16 protein-coding genes and 3 pseudogenes are annotated in these 18358 nt (G+C 56.8%); 17 read left to right on the top strand and 2 right to left on the bottom strand.

From position 1 onward, the window contains the following. Nucleotides 1–114: 114 nt before the first annotated feature. Nucleotides 115–277, bottom strand: a pseudogene (locus SLH47_RS25280) (integrase); the annotation flags it as partial. Nucleotides 278–324: 47 nt separating this feature from the next. Between SLH47_RS25280 and SLH47_RS25285 the strand changes: the two are divergent. The 3 genes and pseudogenes from SLH47_RS25285 to SLH47_RS25295 form a co-directional block, all read left to right on the top strand. Continuing rightward, nucleotides 325–423: pseudogene (locus SLH47_RS25285) on the top strand (hypothetical protein); the annotation flags it as partial. A 93-nt stretch (nt 424–516) separates the two neighbouring features. Beyond that, nucleotides 517–786, top strand: a pseudogene (gene scpB, locus SLH47_RS25290) (SMC-Scp complex subunit ScpB); the annotation flags it as partial. Nucleotides 787–996: 210 nt separating this feature from the next. Then, nucleotides 997–2112, top strand: a complete 1116-nt coding sequence (locus SLH47_RS25295; RefSeq protein ID WP_320243796.1) for a Fic family protein — start codon at nt 997–999, stop codon at nt 2110–2112. 352 nt (nt 2113–2464) lie between these two features. Here the strand turns inward: SLH47_RS25295 and SLH47_RS25300 are convergent, their stop codons facing one another. After that, nucleotides 2465–3322 carry a MurR/RpiR family transcriptional regulator gene (locus SLH47_RS25300; RefSeq protein WP_320243798.1) on the bottom strand — a complete coding sequence of 286 codons (858 nt, stop codon included), beginning with the start codon at nt 3320–3322 and terminating at the stop codon, nt 2465–2467. Nucleotides 3323–3355: 33 nt separating this feature from the next. Here SLH47_RS25300 and SLH47_RS25305 point away from each other — a divergent pair, with 33 nt between their 5' ends. From SLH47_RS25305 to SLH47_RS25370, 14 genes are all read left to right on the top strand, one after another. Further along, complete coding sequence (locus tag SLH47_RS25305; RefSeq protein ID WP_320243800.1) at nt 3356–3493, top strand: hypothetical protein; 138 nt, start codon at nt 3356–3358, stop codon at nt 3491–3493. Next, on the top strand, nt 3459–4247 hold the full coding sequence (locus tag SLH47_RS25310) for an N-formylglutamate amidohydrolase (protein WP_320243801.1): 789 nt from the start codon (nt 3459–3461) through the stop codon (nt 4245–4247). Before SLH47_RS25305 ends, SLH47_RS25310 begins: the two co-directional genes overlap by 35 nt. Further along, nucleotides 4244–4810, top strand: coding sequence for a TRAP transporter small permease subunit (locus SLH47_RS25315; protein ID WP_320243802.1), 567 nt, complete (start codon nt 4244–4246; stop codon nt 4808–4810). The genes SLH47_RS25310 and SLH47_RS25315 overlap by 4 nt, the downstream gene beginning before the upstream one ends. After that, nucleotides 4810–6135 (top strand): TRAP transporter large permease, encoded by a 1326-nt coding sequence (locus tag SLH47_RS25320; RefSeq protein ID WP_320243804.1) that lies wholly within the window; start codon nt 4810–4812, stop codon nt 6133–6135. Before SLH47_RS25315 ends, SLH47_RS25320 begins: the two co-directional genes overlap by 1 nt. A gap of 53 nt (nt 6136–6188) precedes the next feature. Continuing rightward, complete coding sequence (locus SLH47_RS25325; protein WP_320243806.1) at nt 6189–7220, top strand: TRAP transporter substrate-binding protein; 1032 nt, start codon at nt 6189–6191, stop codon at nt 7218–7220. Nucleotides 7221–7324: 104 nt separating this feature from the next. Beyond that, nucleotides 7325–8689, top strand: a complete 1365-nt coding sequence (locus tag SLH47_RS25330) for a glutamine synthetase family protein (RefSeq protein WP_320243808.1) — start codon at nt 7325–7327, stop codon at nt 8687–8689. After that, a complete protein-coding gene (locus SLH47_RS25335; RefSeq protein WP_320243810.1) occupies nt 8686–10068 on the top strand; it encodes an aldehyde dehydrogenase family protein in 1383 nt (460 codons plus the stop codon). The genes SLH47_RS25330 and SLH47_RS25335 overlap by 4 nt, the downstream gene beginning before the upstream one ends. After that, complete coding sequence (locus tag SLH47_RS25340) at nt 10065–11210, top strand: iron-containing alcohol dehydrogenase (RefSeq protein WP_320243811.1); 1146 nt, start codon at nt 10065–10067, stop codon at nt 11208–11210. The genes SLH47_RS25335 and SLH47_RS25340 overlap by 4 nt, the downstream gene beginning before the upstream one ends. A 608-nt stretch (nt 11211–11818) precedes the next feature. Continuing rightward, complete coding sequence (locus SLH47_RS25345; RefSeq protein ID WP_320243813.1) at nt 11819–13387, top strand: ABC transporter substrate-binding protein; 1569 nt, start codon at nt 11819–11821, stop codon at nt 13385–13387. A gap of 13 nt (nt 13388–13400) precedes the next feature. Then, the gene (locus SLH47_RS25350; RefSeq protein WP_320243815.1) at nt 13401–14159 is read left to right on the top strand and encodes an ATP-binding cassette domain-containing protein; all 759 of its coding nucleotides are present in this window, start codon (nt 13401–13403) and stop codon (nt 14157–14159) included. After that, a complete protein-coding gene (locus SLH47_RS25355) occupies nt 14146–14934 on the top strand; it encodes a dipeptide/oligopeptide/nickel ABC transporter ATP-binding protein (protein WP_320243817.1) in 789 nt (262 codons plus the stop codon). Before SLH47_RS25350 ends, SLH47_RS25355 begins: the two co-directional genes overlap by 14 nt. Continuing rightward, nucleotides 14931–15875, top strand: coding sequence for an ABC transporter permease (locus SLH47_RS25360; RefSeq protein ID WP_320243819.1), 945 nt, complete (start codon nt 14931–14933; stop codon nt 15873–15875). Before SLH47_RS25355 ends, SLH47_RS25360 begins: the two co-directional genes overlap by 4 nt. Next, nucleotides 15872–16720 (top strand): ABC transporter permease, encoded by an 849-nt coding sequence (locus SLH47_RS25365; protein ID WP_320243821.1) that lies wholly within the window; start codon nt 15872–15874, stop codon nt 16718–16720. Before SLH47_RS25360 ends, SLH47_RS25365 begins: the two co-directional genes overlap by 4 nt. A 10-nt stretch (nt 16721–16730) precedes the next feature. Further along, nucleotides 16731–17648, top strand: a complete 918-nt coding sequence (locus SLH47_RS25370; protein ID WP_320243823.1) for a DMT family transporter — start codon at nt 16731–16733, stop codon at nt 17646–17648. Nucleotides 17649–18358: the final 710 nt, after the last annotated feature.

Consider the following 18358-nt stretch of genomic DNA (forward strand, 5'->3'; position numbering starts at 1 on the left):
GACCGAGCGTGTGGATCTGTTTGGCGACGTTGCCTATGCCACCGGGCTCAGCAATGCGGGCGATACCAGCGCCCTCAGTGCAAACGCAGGGCTGAAAGTGGTGTTCTAAGAGGATCACAGCCCAGCGGCTTTTGTGAGGTTTATGCGGAAGCGATCTCGGCGACGCTGGTAACGCCGGATCATTTCGGCAGAGGCGTGGCCAAGGTGTTCTTGGACATAGCGCTCGTCAACGCCGGCGGAGGAGGCGAAGCCCGCGCAGGGATTGGCCGGACAAGAGCGGCACTGCGAGACCTGACGGCAGAAGGGCAGTGGGCTGCGCTGGTAATCCAAATGCGGAACCTTGAGTCCACCGAAGAGACGATCCAGTTGGCACGAAAGCTTGCTTGTTGCGCCGCGGCTCTTCGTACCGTCGCTCCGAAGCCGCGGGCGAAAGGGTCGGACGTCGCGGTCGATCTGTTCCTGACCGAGGATGCTGGCGAGTCGGCGTCAATGCTGTCGCCACGTATAAGCGAACAAGCCCTCGCCTTCACTGAGATGAAGATGGGGGTGCTTTGCGCGATCGCTTATTACCAGCCGATCGACCGGGCCGGGCTCAAGGATATCTTTGGCAAAGAGGTGAGCCGTGATCTGCTCGCCCGGCTGCGCTACAAGGACCTGATCGCCAGCGGACCGCGATCACCGCGCCCCGGCGTGCCGCATACCTTCGTGACGACGGAGACGTTCCTCGTGACCTTCGATCTGCAGAGCCTGCGGGACCTGCCGGAGCTGGAACGGTCGAAGTCGTGATGTCCGAAATATGCACTAAACTTCGGACACATAACGTCGCCCGCTTTCAATCGGCCGGGCTCTGACTTTCAATCAGTCGGCGACTTATTAGGAACTGAGGTCCGCGAGTATCAGAGTGCTACACGGCGTTGCGCGCTGTGAGGCATAGAATTGACTTCTATAGCTCAAAAATGATCTATCTGTGAGTTATAGAAAGGAGTTCTATAACTCATGGCATGGAACTGGCAGATATCCGGTTGGCCGGATTTCCGGTATGACAAAGCAGCACTTGCGCCACTCGAGCAGCGGTTTCTGCTGTCGTCAGGCGAAATCCTAGGTGCCGTCCACCATGTGAGCCCGTCTGAGCGTGATCAACTCCGCATCGATCTGCTGAGCGATGAGGCCATGAAAACCAGTGCCATTGAAGGCGAGATGCTGGACCGGCGAAGTGTGCAATCCTCACTTCGCCGACACCTCGGATTGGAACCGGACAGCTATCCGAACAAACCCCGGGAGCAGGGCGTGGCCGAATTGATGGTCGACGTGTACTCGACCTATGCCGAGCCTCTGACGCATCAAACTCTGTTTCGGTGGCACGAGATGCTCTTGTCTTTCGACAAACGGTTGGCGGTGATCGGGTCATACCGGCAGCACAAAGATGCTATGCAGATTGTCTCGGGTCGTCTTGATCGTCCGGTCGTGCATTTTGAAGCCCCACCGTCTGAGCAGGTTCTGGGCGAAATGGACCGGTATGTCGACTGGTTCAACCGGACAGTGCCGGCTGCCAAAGAGCCTTTGCCAGTATTGACGCGCGCCGGCCTCAGTCATCTCTACTTTGAGAGTATCCATCCATTCGAGGACGGGAACGGTCGCCTTGGTCGGGCCCTGGCCGAAAAGTCCCTGGCTCAGAACATTGGGCAGCCGAGCCTGATCGCGCTCGCCTTCACCATCGAGCGAAAACGGAAAGACTACTACGATCAGCTTGAGCGGCACCAAAAGACGCTGGATGTCACGCCTTGGCTGGTATGGTTTGCCGAAACGGTGCTAGCCGCGCAGCAGGTCACCTTGGACCGGGTGGGGTTCTTCATTGCCAAGGCGCATTTCTACGACCGGCATCGCGACACATTGAATGAAAGACAGGCCAAGGTGATCGAACGAATATTCCGGGAAGGATCGGACGGCTTCAAAGGTGGCCTGAGCGCGGAGAACTATATTTCGATCTCCGGTACTTCGCGGGCAACGGCGACCAGGGATCTGCAGGAGCTTGTCGAGCTTAATGCCCTCACGCGAACCGGGGAACGCCGTTATACCCGCTACTGGCTTAAGCTTGAGGGGACGGGTGACTAGTGCATCGAGGTGGGAAACGGTCATTTGCTGCAGAGGCGAAGTCGCCGGGGTCGTTGGAGTAAGCTGACATTCAGGGCGATCCGACCAGTCTTAGAGCAGTGTTCAAGAAGGAAGGCAGCCTGAGGCACAAGGCCACGGCAAACGTCCACTGAAAACCTAAGCAATCTGGTATGGTGATGTCATCACCAATTGCGTCCGTATCTTGATCGTCCATTAAACGCATTGTTGCAGAGAGCTTTGTCGCGATATGTTTTGGGCCCTCTTGACCTCTGGTCTGCGAGAATCCTTACCTGTGCTCGTCTGTCGGACTTCGGACTAGATTGATCGCCGACATTCATCTGTCGTGCGCTCGTCAGAATTTCTGGAATAGTTTGGTTCGGTCGAACATGCTTTCGAGCCCCTCCATCCGTTTTCGGGTCGTGCCCCAATTCCGCTCCTGGACCTCGGCGATCACGATCTCGGACATAAGCATGGTCGTAATGTTCGAATCCCAGGCAGATGGTGCCGCGATTTGGTTTGAGAATGTGATGGTCGCCAGTTGCGCAATGGGCGACATCCATTGATCGGTGAACAGGATGATCTCGGCGCCGCGTTCGCGCGCCAGTTCGGCCAGTTTCAGGGTACTGTTTTCATACCGACGCACGTCAAAAATAACCACGACGTCATTTGCTTCGAAATCGAGGGCGAAGTGCGGCCAGGCATTTGAGTTCGATGTGATCTGCGTCACGCGGCTGCGGATGACCTGAAAATGCAGAAAGAAGTAGTCTGCCAGTGTGCGTGTGATACGACCTCCAACAATGAACACACTACGCTTGGTATCGCTGAGCATCTCGCAAGCCGTGTCGAAAGCCTGCGGATCGACCTTGGCCATGGACTGGCCGATATTGTCGATGACAGCTTTGGTAAAACGGTTCAGCAGATGTGCGTCTGGCGCGTCGTCAACCCAGTTCTCTCTTTTCGTGAGTGGGCTTGAGATCTTCTCGTCCAACTCCTGACGCAGCCCATACTGAAACTCGGGAAAGCCTGCAAAGCCGAGCTTTTGAACCAACCGCGCCACGGTTGGTGTCGAAACATCCGCCGCCTCGGCCAGCGAGGTGATCGTGCCCAGACCGGAAACGGGATAATTCCGAAGGATCACGTCGCTTAACTTGCGCTCAGCACGGGTAAGGTTCCCGGTCCGGCCCTGTAGCTTCTCGGCGATGGTTTGCATGCACATCCTGAATTGCGTGGCGGCATCGTAGTGATGTTTTTTGATCTGGTCAAAAAATATACATCAGTTGTTCCTCTGAAAGAAATTTCACATCAAAATATTGACAGCTGCATTCATGATGAAGAAAAGTTTTCAAATGACAGGGGTGTTGCACAAACGAAAGCACATTGAAGAGGTAGAATTTGCGCCGCGGGTGCTGCGTTCCTCTGGTTGCAGCCCTGTTGTGCTTGTATGCGAACACGCCGCCGCGCGCATACCGAAAGAATTTCAAAACCTGGGTTTGACAACGCGTGACCTCGACAGCCATATCGCCTGGGATCCGGGCGCGCTTGAAACCGCAACATGCTTGTCGGAGTTGTTGGGCGCGCCGCTGATATTTAGCGCCGTCTCGCGATTAGTGTACGATTGCAACCGCCCACCCGAGGCCGAAAGCGCGGTACCCGTGCAAAGCGAAACAACGCTTATCCCTGGAAACATGAACCTGTCCCAGGCGGAACGGCAGTCCCGGGTCGAACGTTTTTACACGCCGTTCGAGGCATTGCTGTCGACCACCTTAGACAATCGTCAAGATCCAACGATCCTTGTGACGATCCATAGTTTTACACCGGTTTATCGCGGTGAGCGGCGGTCGGTCGAAATTGGTATTCTGCATGACAATGACAGCCGCCTCGCGGATGTGATTTTGCAGGTGGCGCATGGCTTCAAGATCGCGCGTAACTCACCCTACGGACCGGATGACGGTGTAACACATACCCTTCGCCAACACGCATTGCCGCGCGGCATTCTGAACGTGATGATCGAGCTTCGGAACGATCTGATCAAAACGCCTGGGCAATGCGAGGAGATGGCACATAACCTGGCCTGCTGGCTTTCGCAAGCGCTACCACTTTGCACGCCGACCCCGGCAAGCGAGACGAAGAAATGAGGTTGCTCCGTGCCTACATCGCCGTAATCGACCGCTTCAACTATGGCGTGGGCCGGGTGATTATGTACGGCATTTTCGCCATGATGGCCGTACTCTTGTGGTCTACGATCAGCAAGTTCTCTGATCAACCGTCTCTCTGGACGCTGGAAGTCGCACAATTTGCGATGATCACCTATTTCTTCCTTGGCGGGCCTTACGCGATCCAGATGGGCGCTCATGTCCGAATGGACCTGTTTTACGAAAACTGGTCGGTGCGTAAAAAGGCCGCTGTGGACGCCATCATGGTCTTTTGCCTGATTTTCTATTTGGGCGTACTGCTGTGGGGTGGCCTGAGTTCGACGGCGTACTCGTTAGGCCATTTCGGATCAAACCCTGTGGGCTTCTTCGCCGATCTCGCAACGGGCGAAAAGCAGATCGGCACATTGGAGCGTAGCCGATCAATCTGGCGTCCTTATCTTTGGCCCATAAAGACAATCATGTGTTTGGGCATCTTCCTTATGTTGCTTCAGGCACTGTCGGAACTATGCAAAGACATTTTGCGCCTGCGTGGTGAGACGGTCTGATGTCCTACGAAGCGCTTGCCCTCACCATGTTTGCCGCAATGATGGTGCTGCTCTTCAGCGGCCAGCGTGTCTTCGGTGCCATCGGTTTTGTGGCGGTGATTGCGGCGCTGTTTCTCTGGGGGGAGCGTGGCGGGTTCGACGTCGCCTTTTCCCAGTCGATCAAATTAATGCGCTGGTATCCGCTGCTGACGGTGCCGATGTTTGTCTTCATGGGCTATATCCTGTCCGAAAGCCGGATCGCCGACGACCTTTACAAGATGTTCCATGTCTGGATGGGCGGGCTGAGAGGTGGCCTGGCGATTGGAACCATCGCATTGATGGTGCTGATCTCTGCCATGAACGGCCTATCCGTTGCAGGTATGGCCATTGGCGCGACCATCGCGTTGCCCGAATTGTTACGCCGGGGCTATGACAAACGGATGGTCACGGGCGTCGTGCAGGCCGGGTCCAGCCTGGGTATCCTTGTGCCGCCGTCAGTGGTTCTGGTGCTCTACGCCATGATCGCGCGTCAGCCGGTAGGTCAGCTTTGGTTGGCTGGTATTGTCCCGGGCTTGATGATGGCCGCGATGTTCATTCTTTACATTGCGGTCCGATGCCGATGGAACCCCATGCTTGGCCCGACCCTATCTGCGGAAGACCGGGCCATGCCAAAGCGCGAAAAGTACCGCCTGCTGTTGGCTGGGCTGCTGCCCTTCGGGATATTCTTTGCGATGATGATCCCGTTCGTGAACGGCTGGACCTCCCTGGTGGAAAGCTCGGCAATCGGGGCAATCACTGCATTCCTTGCCGCCGTACTGAAAGGGCGGATGACGTGGACCGTGTTTGAAACATCAGTCCGAAACACGCTGGGCATTACCTGTATGTTCATGTGGATAATTCTGGCCGCACTGGCCTTTGGCGCTGTGTTCGATGGGTTAGGTGCGGTCAAGGCGATCGAAAGCCTGTTCACAGAACGCCTGAACCTGAACCCCTGGATGATCCTGATCCTGATGCAGCTTAGTTTTATCCTGATGGGCACATTTCTGGACGATACGGCCATGCTGGTGATCGTTGCGCCACTTTACATCCCGTTGGTGGGGGCACTGGGCTTCGATCTGATCTGGTATGGCATCCTTTATACGATCACCACACAAATCGCCTACATGACGCCGCCATTTGGCTATAACCTGTTCCTGATGCGGGCGATGTCACCGCCAGAGATCACGTTGGGCGACATCTATCGGTCAATCACCCCGTTCGTTGCCGTGATGATCGTGGCCTTAATCATCATCATGGCCTTCCCGCAAATCGCCCTATGGCTGCCGCAAGCAATCTACGGAATCTAAGCGCCAGAAAGAGCGCGTCTTAAGTATCGAGCCAAACCAACAAGGAGTTGACCATGACCACAAGACGTAAGTTCATCCAAGGCGCTGCAGTAGCAGCCCCGGCGGCGCTGGCCACACCGGCCATCGCTCAATCGACTATCACATGGCGTATGCAGACCTATGCAGGCGCCGCATTGGCCGCCGAGGTTGTCGTGCCTGCCATCGAAACCTTCAACAAGATCGCCGGCGACCGGATGCAGATCGAGCTTTTCTTCGCCGACCAGATTGTGCCCACCGGAGAGCTGTTCCAGGCAATGCAGCGCGGCACGATTGATGCTGTCCAGTCCGATGACGACTCGATGGCCTCACCTACCGAAGTCACCGTATTTGGTGGCTACTTCCCGTTCGGGTCGCGCTACTCACTCGACGTGCCCGTGTTGTTCAACCAGTATGGCCTGAAGGAAATCTGGGAAGAGGAATACGCCAAGGTCGGTGTCAAGCATATCTCAGCCGGTGCATGGGATCCCTGCCACTTTGCCACCAAAGACCCGATCCGCAGCCTGGAAGATCTGCAAGGCAAGCGTGTCTTTACATTCCCAACCGCGGGTCGTTTCCTGTCGCAGTTCGGCGTCGTGCCGGTGACACTGCCATGGGAGGACATTGAGGTTGCCGTTCAAACTGGTGAGCTTGATGGCATCGCGTGGTCAGGCATCACGGAAGACTACACCGTTGGTTGGGCCGACGTGACCAACTACTTCCTGACCAATAACATCTCCGGCGCCTGGATCGGCCACTTCTTCGCCAATATGGAGCGCTGGAACGAGTTGCCAGAGGATCTGCAAGCCTTGCTGACGGTCTGCATGGAGCAGTCACATTATTATCGCCAGCACTGGTATTGGGGTGGTGAGGCTGATCTGCGCGTGAACGGTACCAAGATGCAGCTTACGTCGATACCGGATGATGAATGGGCACAGGTCGAGGCCGCCGCCAAGGTCTTTTGGGACGAGATCGCAGCCGAAAGTGAGACCAAGGCGAAGGTGGTCAATATCTTCAAGCAATACAACGAGGTGATGGAAAAGGCCGGACGGCCTTACCGTTACGCCTAAGACAAAGGTGTCCCGGGCTGGACCCGGGCGCCACGCCCATAATCATGAAGCCCCCAAGGTCATGCCTGGGGTAGCTTCACGCAAGCCCTTTGGAGCGAATGAAAATGTCCGCAGCACTTACCTTTGATGCCCTCAAAGACCTCGCCGCGTCGGTTCAGGTCGATACCGTTCTGGTGTGTTTTGTCGACATGCAGGGCCGTTTGATGGGCAAACGGTTCCATGTATCGAACTTCCTTGAGGCTGCGCACGAGGAAACCCATTGCTGCGACTATTTGCTTGCGACGGATCTGGAGATGTCCACACCGGATGGCTATGCCGCCTCGAGCTGGCAGCGCGGGTACGGCGACTACGTCATGAAGCCAGACCTGTCCACGTTGCGCCCCATGCCGTGGCTGGAGGGAACCGTGATGGTGCTTTGCGATATATTGGACCATCACACGCATGCGCCGGTGCCTCATGCCCCGCGACAAGTGCTAAAGGAACAAATCGCGCGGCTGGCCGCCATTGGCTTGACCCCGATGATGGCGACCGAACTTGAGTTCTTCATTTTCAAGAAGCCACTCGATCAACTCCGCGCAGAGGGATATCGCGAGTTAGAAACCCTCGGTGCTTACAACGAAGATTACCACATCTTTCAAACCTCAAAGGAAGAGCACGTGATGCGTCCCCTGCGGAACCATCTCTATGCTGCAGGAATTCCGGTTGAGAATTCGAAGGGAGAGGCCGAGGCGGGGCAGGAAGAGCTCAACATCCGTTATGCCGATGCGCTGGCCTGCGCCGATCACCACACCATCGCGAAACATGCTGCCAAGGAAATCGCCTGGCAACAAGGCCATTCGGCCAGCTTTCTTCCGAAGTGGCATCACACGCGGGTCGGCAGCGCAAGCCATGTTCATATGTCGCTTTGGAGGGATGGCGCAAATGCGTTCCACGACCCGGAGGGTACGCACCATATGTCAGCACTCATGCGCCAGTTTATGGCTGGGCTGATCACCTATGCGCCTGACTGCACCTACTTCTTTGCACCATACATCAATTCCTACAAACGCTTCGCCAAGGGCACATTTGCGCCCACCAAGACGGCGTGGTCGGTCGACAATCGCACCGCGGGCTTTCGCCTCTGCGGCGCCGATACCAAGGCAGTCCGGGTCGAGTGCCGGATTCCAGGCTCCGATATGAACCCTTATCTGGCCCAGGCGGCGCTGCTTGCTGCGGGGATCAGGGGGATTGAGGACAAACTTGACCTCGCTGCCGCAGCTACCGGTGACATGTACGATGATGACAGCGTGCCTGGAATCCCAAAAACGCTTCGCGCTGCAACGGAGCAGTTCACCGCATCCAAAATGCTTCGCGCTGCAATGGGCGACGCTGTCGTCGATCACTACACCCGCGCGGCGACATGGGAGCAAGAAGAGTTCAACCGCGTCGTTACCGATTGGGAAATTGCCAGAGGGTTTGAAAAGGCATGACCAAAGCCGTCACCTGTATCTCGCCCATCGACGGGGCAGTTTATGCCGAGCGCACCTGTCTTGAGCCCGATGCCGCTCGCGCAATAATTGATGCGGCGCACGCCGCGCAGACGGCTTGGGCAGCGACACCTTTGAGCCAACGTATCGCTTACGTCCAAAAGGCTGTTGCGCATCTCGGTGCCACAACAGACCGCATGGTCGAGGAACTCGCTTACCAAATGGGTCGACCCGTCCGCTACGGCGGTGAGTTCGGTGGATTTGAGGAACGCGCAAGTTACATGGCGTCCATCGCCCAAGAGGCACTTGCGCCGATTGTCATCGAAGACAGCGAAACCTTCCTACGCAAGATTGAGCGTGAACCTGTCGGCACGGTGCTGGTGATCGCGCCGTGGAACTACCCCTATATGACCGCGATCAACACGATCGCGCCGGCCCTGATTGCCGGGAACACGGTGATGCTGAAACACGCTTCGCAGACCATTCTGGTGGGCGAACACCTGGCCGATGCCTTCAAGGCAGCGGGTTTGCCAGAAGGTGTTTTTACGAACGTCGTGCTGGATCACGACACGACCTCGACCCTGATCGCCGAAGGTCGGTTTAGGCTGGTGAATTTCACGGGTTCAGTTGATGGCGGGCGGGCTATGGAGCGCGCCGCGGCGGGCACCTTCACCGCCGTCGCGACGGAGCTGGGCGGCAAAGACCCCGGCTATGTTCGCGCCGACGCCGACCTGAATGCCGCAGTCGACACGCTGATCGACGGCGCGATGTTCAACTCGGGCCAGTGCTGCTGCGGGATCGAACGTATCTATGTGCATGAAAGCCTGTTCGATGGCTTCGTCGAAAAAGCGGTGACACTGGTAAGCAGCTATGTCCTTGGCGATCCGCGCGACCCAGCAACAACGCTGGGTCCGATGGCGAATACACGTCTCGCAGCCGAAGTGCGCGCGCAGATTGACGAGGCCATAGCCGCAGGCGCCACGCCCCATATTACAACGATGCCAGCTGATGATGAGGCAGCGTATCTTACTCCACAAATCCTGACAAACGTCACCCATGATATGCGGATCATGCGCGACGAGACCTTCGGCCCAGTGGTCGGGATCATGTCTGTTAAGGACGATGAAGAGGCGATCCGCATGATGAACGACAGCCAGTTCGGGTTGACTTGTGCGCTTTGGACCAGGGATGCTGACGCCGCGCAATCCATCGGGCGGCAGCTGGCGACGGGGACCGTATTCATGAACCGCTGCGACTACCTTGACCCAGCATTGTGTTGGACCGGCTGCAAAGACACCGGTCGCGGCGCCGGGCTCTCCATCCTTGGCTTTCATGCGGTGACACGTCCAAAATCCTACCATTTCAAGAAGGTAACAACATGAACCTTGCTGCCAATTGGAGCTATCCGAACCCTATCCGCTTTGGCGCGGGCCGTATCGCCGAGATCGCAGACGCCTGCAAGGCGGCGGGCATCTCGAAGCCCTTGTTGATCACGGACAAGGGTCTTGCCGATCATCCAATCACCAGCCGGACCCTGTCGCTTTTGAATGAGGCTGGCCTCGGTAACGCGCTCTTTGCTGAAGTCGACCCAAACCCCAACGATGCCAATGTTGCCGATGGCGTTTCTGTCTATCGGGAAGGCGGCTTTGACGGTGTTATTGCCTTTGGTGGTGGCTCTGGCCTTGATCTCGCGAAGACCGTTGCCTTTATGGCCGGTCAAACCCGTCCTCTCTGGGATTTCGAGGATATTAGCGATTGGTGGACCCGCGCTGATCCCAACGTCATTGCGCCGGTTGTGGCTGTACCGACGACGGCCGGTACAGGCTCCGAAGTTGGGCGGGCGAGCGTCATTACCAAATCAGACAGCCACGAAAAGAAGATTATATTCCATCCCAAGATGTTGCCTGCCCAGGTGATCATGGACCCGGAACTAACCGTGGGCATGCCGAAATTCATTACTGCAGGCACCGGTCTCGATGCTTTTGCACATTGTGTCGAGGCCTATTCCAGCCCGCATTATCATCCGATGAGCCAAGGCATCGCCCTTGAGGGCATGCGTCTTGTGAAAGAGTACTTGCCCCGCGCCTATGCCGATGGAACCGACCTCGAAGCCCGCGGCCAGATGATGAGCGCAGCCGCTATGGGAGCAACAGCATTTCAAAAAGGTCTTGGCGCTATCCACGCCCTCAGTCACCCGATTGGCGCCATGCACCACACACACCACGGCACCACAAATGCCGTCTTCATGCCAGCAGTTCTGAGGTTTAACTCCGATGCCATTCGCGACCGGTTCGACATGGCCGCAGCCTATCTGGGCATCGATGGTGGTTTCGCCGGGTTCTGCGACTTTGTCGACAGCTTCAATGCATCCTTCGCCATCCCGAAAACGCTGGCGCAGCTCGGCGTCAAAGATCCAGATCTATGCGCCTTGACCGAAGCAGCGCTGCGAGACCCAAGCGTTGGTGGCAACCCCATTGGCCTGACAGAACAAAACGTTCGTGCGTTGTTTGAAGCCTGCTTGTGAGGTGGGTTTAAGGGCAATGTGGCTCTAAGAGCGCCGTAATGATCTTAGGTTAGAGAGTTCTGCCACTCCGCAAGATCATCCGCTCGTTCCTTTAGCCACCCAGCAAAAGTCCGAGCTGGAACGGAAGTATTTGGCCTAGATGTTAGGGAGTAGTCCTGGCTGTCCAAGCGTGGCCCGTCCACGCTGACCAAAGCACCATCATCTCATCCCCGGTCTCAACAGCGGCGAGTTGATAGAGGCAAACAATCTGATCAAGCGTCACTCGGCCCTGAGACCCGATCTGACAGATGGCCAAACCTGATCGTTCAAGCAAAGAAAGATAATGGTCGTCGGTGCATCTGGACTGAAGGGCAAGAAGCCAATCGGCGATGAACTGATTGGATACGGTGAAAAATGATGACGGGGTTTCCTGCTGCATCGCGTGATCGGGTATCACCGATTGGCGCGGTAGAGAAGCTGTGGGTGACGCATGCTGGTGTCCAGATGTGCACTTTGCGCGGGCAAGGTCGTTGTTTGGCGACTGCAGAAAATCGGTATGGTGAAATGTTACGTAATAACATAAGTAACATCTGAACGAGACGATCCATCAAAGTTAAGGGGGCCGCCACATGGCTGCAAAACGAAATCCATTCGGAGCAACTCAGTTCCGAACTCTGGTGGCCGGCATAGCCGCTGCACTGACCTTCTCTGCCTCTGCAACGCATGCCGAAGACAAGGAAATCATTATCGCGTCGGGTTTCGGGCCGACGAGCAACATCCCCGATCCGCGTGCGCGTCAAAACGGCTGGCTGGCCAATCGTGCGGGAGTGTCCGAAACACTGATCGGGCTGGACTATGAGATGAATATGGTGCCACGCCTCGCGACGGCGTTTGAGAACATGTCCGAGACGGAATGGAAGATCACCTTGCGTGACGATGTGCTATTCCATGACGGCACAAAGATGACGGCAGAAGCGGTACGGGAGTCTTTCGCCAAGCTGAGCGAGGAAGGTCACCCGGGGCACAACCCGCGCCTTGTCAGCTTATTGGGGATCGCGGAGATCGAAGTCGTTGACGCGTTGACAGTAGTTTTCCGGACCGAGGCACCAAACGCCGCCTTCCTTTGGTCCCTGACAGAACCCTCTGCCACTGTTCTGAAAGAGGGTACGGAAGAGATGCCGATCATTGGCACCGGACCGTTTGTGTTTGACATGGCGGAGACCGACAAGACCTATCAGGTCACAGGCTTTGCCGACTACTGGGGCGGCGCACCCAAACTCGACCGTCTCGTGATCGACGCAATCCCGGATGCATCCGTGGCCGCGCTGGCCTTGCAGGCGGGCGATGTTGATCTGGTCACGCATTACCCGGAGCCGGAATTTGCAAGGTTGAAAGAAGAAGGCGGGGCGCAGCTTTTTTCGGCACTGACCGGGCGCCTCTTTTTCATTCAGGTGAACATGTCTGATGGCCCGTTGGCCAACGCGACCCTGCGCGAAGCCGTGTCAATGAGCCTTGACCGCGAAACGATCGTTGCTGCATCGCTGGTGGGTGTCGGGGGTCAGGCGGCCCAAGGTATTTTCCCGGCGAACATGGCATCCTGGACAAACGCTGATTTGTCTCTGCCCTATGATCCGGCCGTAGCCATGGGGATGCTGGATGACGCTGGCATTGTCGACACAGACGGCAACGGTATTCGTGAGCTGAACGGCGAGGATATCGTGCTGCAAATGCGCAGCTATGAAGGCCGTGCCGCGCTGCGCCCCTCCCTTGAAATCAGCCAGGCGATGCTGAGCCAGATCGGACTTCAGGTTGAGATTGCAATGGGCGAATGGGGTGCCAATAACGACGCCCTGCAAGCGGGTGAAATCGACATGCATCTACAGGCCTGGGGCACCGCGCCGCAAGGTGACCCCGATTACTTCCCTAGCACCTTGGCGGCAACAGATGGCGCCTATAATGTCGGCGGCTATTCCAACCCTGAACTGGATGCGCTTCTTGAAAAAGGGCGGAGCCTTTTTGCCACCGAGGATCGCCAGCCTGTTTATGCGGAGATCCAGGCAATCCTGAATGAGGACCTGCCGCTGATCCCGCTTTTCCATAAAACGCAGGTGTCGGTGGGGAACGGCAAGGTCGAAGGCTACCGTATTCACCCTGCGGAAACCTATCTGGCAACGCCGGATTTGACGGTTGTCGAATAACGCTGATGGCCTTTTGAAAATTGATGCCCTGTCCGCCGAGATTAGCGGGCGGGCTGTGTTGGATGACATCAACCTGGAAGTTGCGCGATCTGAATGGTTGGCTATCGTTGGCGGGTCCGGCGCGGGCAAATCCACATTGCTGCGGGCGATCATGGGGTTGAAGCGTCCGGCAAGGCCGACAAGTGGCGAGATGCATTTTGAAGGGGCTCATTGGCGCTTTTCGGATTGTAAACCATTTCGCCCGAAAGCGATGAGTTTTGTGCCACAAAGCCCCGCATATGGTTTTGATCCTCTGCGTCGGCTGCACTGGCAATTGGCGCAGCTTGCGCGTCGGATCAGAGGTAGCCAGCAGGACAACCGCGCCTTGTTTGACACGCTGTCATTGCCCGACCCCGCGCAAAAGTACCCGCATGAATGGAGCCGGGGGATGCAGCAACGCCTGCTTTTGGCCATGGCGCTGATGGAACAACCTTCGCTGTTGATTCTGGACGAACCGACCTCTGCCCTTGATCCGATTATCGCAGCACAAGTGCTTCAGGAAGTGCAGCGCATCGCAGCGGCACAAGGTATCGCGGTTATCATTGTGACGCACGATCTCGCCCTCGCGGCGCGCTACGCACATAAGATCGTCATCATGGAACATGGGCGGATCGTCGAAGCCGGGCGCAGTGATATCGTTTTGACGCGCCCGCAGACCGCCTATGCCCGTGAACTGGTGGCGCATCGTCACTGGCATAGCGCATCGATTGAGGCGACGCATGCGGCCAGCTGACCCCATCTTGGTGCTTGATGGGCTGTCCGTTAGAGTCGGGCAAGCGACGCTCTTGCAAGACGTATCCCTGTCGCTCGCCAAGGGTGAGGTGCTTTGCATCATCGGCGAAAGCGGTGCGGGAAAGTCGACCATACTCAAAGCAATGCAGGGCCTTATGCCTGCAACTTGCAGCCGCTTTTGCTTTGGTCCCGCAGGGATTGATGTCACGGGTCAAATGCCCAATCGCATTGGCCTGCCCAGAACACGCTGGGTTATGCAAGACCCGCTTGCCGCATTGAATCCCCGCCAGAGCTTGGGGAGTTCTATTGCCGAGAGCCTGCATCGCCACCGGCTCTCCGCCGAAGAGCGGAAGGACGCGACGCTTAATGCCCTGGCGCAGGCGGAGCTTGGACCCGAATTCTATGACCGTCTGCCCGCCCAGGTGTCCTTGGGACAGGCTCAACGCGCCTGTCTTGCACGGGCGATGATTGCACAGCCGGACCTGATCTTTTTCGACGAACCGCTCAGCGCATTGGACGCGCTTGTTCAAAAGAAGATCGCCTATCGGATGGACTTGCTCCGCAACGCAACGCAGATGACCTACATCGTCGTCACGCATGACATCGGCTTTGCCGAAAGCTATGCCGACCAAGTCCTGGTTCTGAAAGACGGCCGCGTCGTGACCTACCAGGGGCGTGTTCCCTTCTTTGCCGCCCCCCAAAGCCACTATGCAAGTGAGCTCATTGCAGCCGCGGACGCATTGGGTGCGTTGCGTCGCCCGGAGGCCGCGGAATGAACGCGTTTGCTCTGCGCCTCGTCGGTCTGATTGTTGTGCTAGCAGGGGTCAGCCTGATTACGTTTACGCTGAACCACTTTGCACCCGGCGACAAAGCACTGATCATTGCGCAGGCACGCTATCCCGATACGATGGGTCTACCGACCGAGCTGTTGCAGGAGATCCGCGCGGAGTTTCATCTCGATGCCCCCTTTTTGGTGCAATACGGCCACTGGATGTCGGGAATACTAAGGGGCGATTTTGGCACCTCTTACACATCCGGCATTGCGGTCTGGGACATCTTTGTCGCGAATCTGGGTGAGACGATGGCGCTCACGCTCTCTTCACTCACGCTTGGTCTTTTCGGTGCGTTTGTGCTGGCAAGTCTCGCGGTATTCAATCCAGGCACGCTGATTGACCGGTTCGCTGTCTTTGTCGCCTCCATCGGGGCGGCCATGCCGAATTACTGGCTTGCGTTGCTCTTGATCCTCGGTGTCTCGGTGCATCTGGGCTGGTTGCCTGCTTATGGCGAAGGCACGCTGGCGCATCTGATCTTGCCCTCGCTTACGCTCGCCCTTTGGGTGATGGCGTCGCAAACGCGGCTTTTGCGCAGCTTCATGCTGGATGCTTACAATCAACCGTTCATCGAAACACTGCGCCTTCGTGGGATTTCCGAGCGCGAGATCTTTTTCGCCCATGTCGTGCCCCATGCACGAATCCCCGCACTCACCATGATCGGTCTCGATCTGGCGTCGCTCTTGGAGGGGGCGATCATCGTCGAATTGACTTTCTCCCGATCCGGTCTGGGCTCGCTCTTGGCGGGTTCGGTGCTATCGCGTGATCTGCCAGTCATGATGTTTTTAGTTATGTTTTTCGCAACCACCTACGTGGTGATCAATACCGCGATTGATGCCATTCAGACGCTCTCCGACCCCCGCACACGACAAAGAAGTGCCGCATGAGCGAACTCTCTCTCGATAGCCCCGCTGTTTCCAAGGACCCGCTTGCCGCGTTCGGATTCCGCATCGGACTGGCCTTTTGCTGTCTCGGCCTCATGATCGGACTTGCCCTGTGGCTGACACCTTACGATCCGGCAGAGGCGGACTTTCTGGACCGGCTCACGCCACCAAATGCGGAACACTGCTTCGGCACGGACCATCTGGGGCGGGACATCGGCACTCGGCTGATGCATGGGATGGTCTGGTCGCTGGGCCTCTCCCTGATTATTGCAACGGTTGGGCTGATTGTCGGCACAATTGTCGGGCTGGCTGCGGCGCGCGCGGGCCGCGTTGGTGACTTTGCCCTGATGCGGATGACCGACAGTTTCTTTGCGTTTCCGGAACTGGTTGCCGCAGTGGCCTTCGCGGGTCTCTTCGGTCCGTCTACCACGAACCTGGTCATTGCCCTTTCGATCGTAAGTTGGATGAAGTTCACCCGCCTCGCGCGCAGTCTGGCCCACGGGCTTGATGAACGGGACTTCGTTGTTCAGGCGCGGTTGAACGGTCTGCCACCAGGCCTGATCCTGTGGCGGCACATCCTGCCGAATGTGATCCCATCACTCCTGGTGCTATGGACCAATACATGGTCGCGGACCATCCTCGCGGTTTCCGGCCTCAGCTTTCTGGGCTTTGGTGTGCAACCGCCAACGGCGGAATGGGGGGCAATGTTGCTTGACGGGAAACCCTACATGCAATCGGCACCACATGTGATGATTTTTCCGGGCCTTGCCGTGCTGATCTCTGTGCTGACGATCAATCTTGTCGGCGACCGCCTGCGCGATCTGGTTGCGGCGACGGACATGCGCTAGGGGCTGAGCCATGGAAGCAACGGGTATTCTGCTACGGATCGGCGCGACCTTCTTCTTCACGGTGATGGTCGTTTTCGTCAAGCTTCTGGCAGAGGCGATCCCGCTGGGCCAGGTTGTCTTTTTCCGCAGCGCAATTGCTTTGATCCCATTGGTGCTGTTCTTGATGTGGACCCGCGACTTTCCCGGCGGTTTGCGCACAACACGGTCCCTCGGCCACGTGTTGCGCTGCATCATGGGTTGCATCGCCCTTTTTGCGTCCTTTGCGTCGCTCAAGTACCTGCCGTTGGCGCATGCCTCGATCATTGGCTACCTCGCACCCGTCATCGCCGTAATCCTCGCCCGGTCCCTTTTGGGAGAGACGGTGACCGGCCTGCGCTGGTTCGCCGTTGTGCTTGGCTTTCTGGGCATGCTGGTGCTCGTCGCCCCCAAACTGACCGCAACCGAATTGGATGAGAGTTATCTGATCGGGGTCGCACTGGCATTGACCATGGCTGTCTTCACAGCCGGGGCGAAAATCCAGATCCGCAGCCTCGCGCTTACCGAAAACGCGGGCGCGATTGCGTTCTATTTCGCCCTCACATGCTCTGTGGCCGGTGCTCTGACCGTGTTTTGGGGCTGGGCCCAACCGACACTGATAGAATTGGTCTATCTATGCGGTGCAGGTCTCGCCGGTGGCGTGGCGCATATCATGATGACGCTGGCACTGCAGCATAGCGAAGTCTCGAAGCTCGCACCCTTTGAATACCTATCACTGATCTTTGCCGTCATCGCGGATTTCGCGCTGTTCAGCATCGTGCCAGACGGTGCGTTTTATCTTTCTACCCTGCTGATTGTGATTGCGATGTGGGCTATCGCGACGCGGGATCATGCCCGGTCCGATGATGGTATGCGCAGAGTAAAACAAAATGGCCAGACGAGAGAAACATAGCACTTGTCGTGATGGCGCCGCTGATGGCATGCCATAGTTTATCCATGGGTGTCGAACGTCTCTGTCGTACCTGATCAGTCTTGGAGGGCGCCAACAATGCCCGGCATGAGACAGGCGACGCAAAGGAGTGAGCTTCAAATCAATGGGATCATCTACGCGGCGGCTTCAGCTTTGAAATGCAAATGATGGCCGACTTGGGCCGTTCATTCATTAATGCCAGGACTGCCCACGTCATTTGGGTGCATTCCGCAGGGAACGCGTCATTAACGAGCTTAGAAGCGAAGCAAATTGGTATAGGGAGTGGGGGAACGATCTTCTTAGCGGTTCAGGACAAGGAGCCTGGGAGCTGATGTCAGCGAGGAAGATCTTGGTCACTGGCAATTAGGTTTACAGCGCGGAAGGTGGTGGTTTGCGATAGCGCGTGGCTGTGCAAGAGCAATAGCTGCTGCCTATCCAAATATAGGATTGGAGTATTTCCCAATGCGGTAAGCGGGTTCTAGTGTTGGGTATGAAACGAATGGCTCATCCACCGCATGCTTGATAGAAAAATCGCAAATATCCGCAATAAATTCAATATGTTACTTGCGCTTGTGGTGAAGCTGCCGTATCATCAGTTCATCAGTTCATCAGTTCATCAGTTCATCAGTTCATCAGTTCATCAGTTCATCAGTTCATCAGTTCATCAGTTCATCAGTTCATCAGTTCATCAG

This window comes from Cognatiyoonia sp. IB215182, assembly GCF_033963905.1.
GTDB lineage: Bacteria > Pseudomonadota > Alphaproteobacteria > Rhodobacterales > Rhodobacteraceae > Yoonia.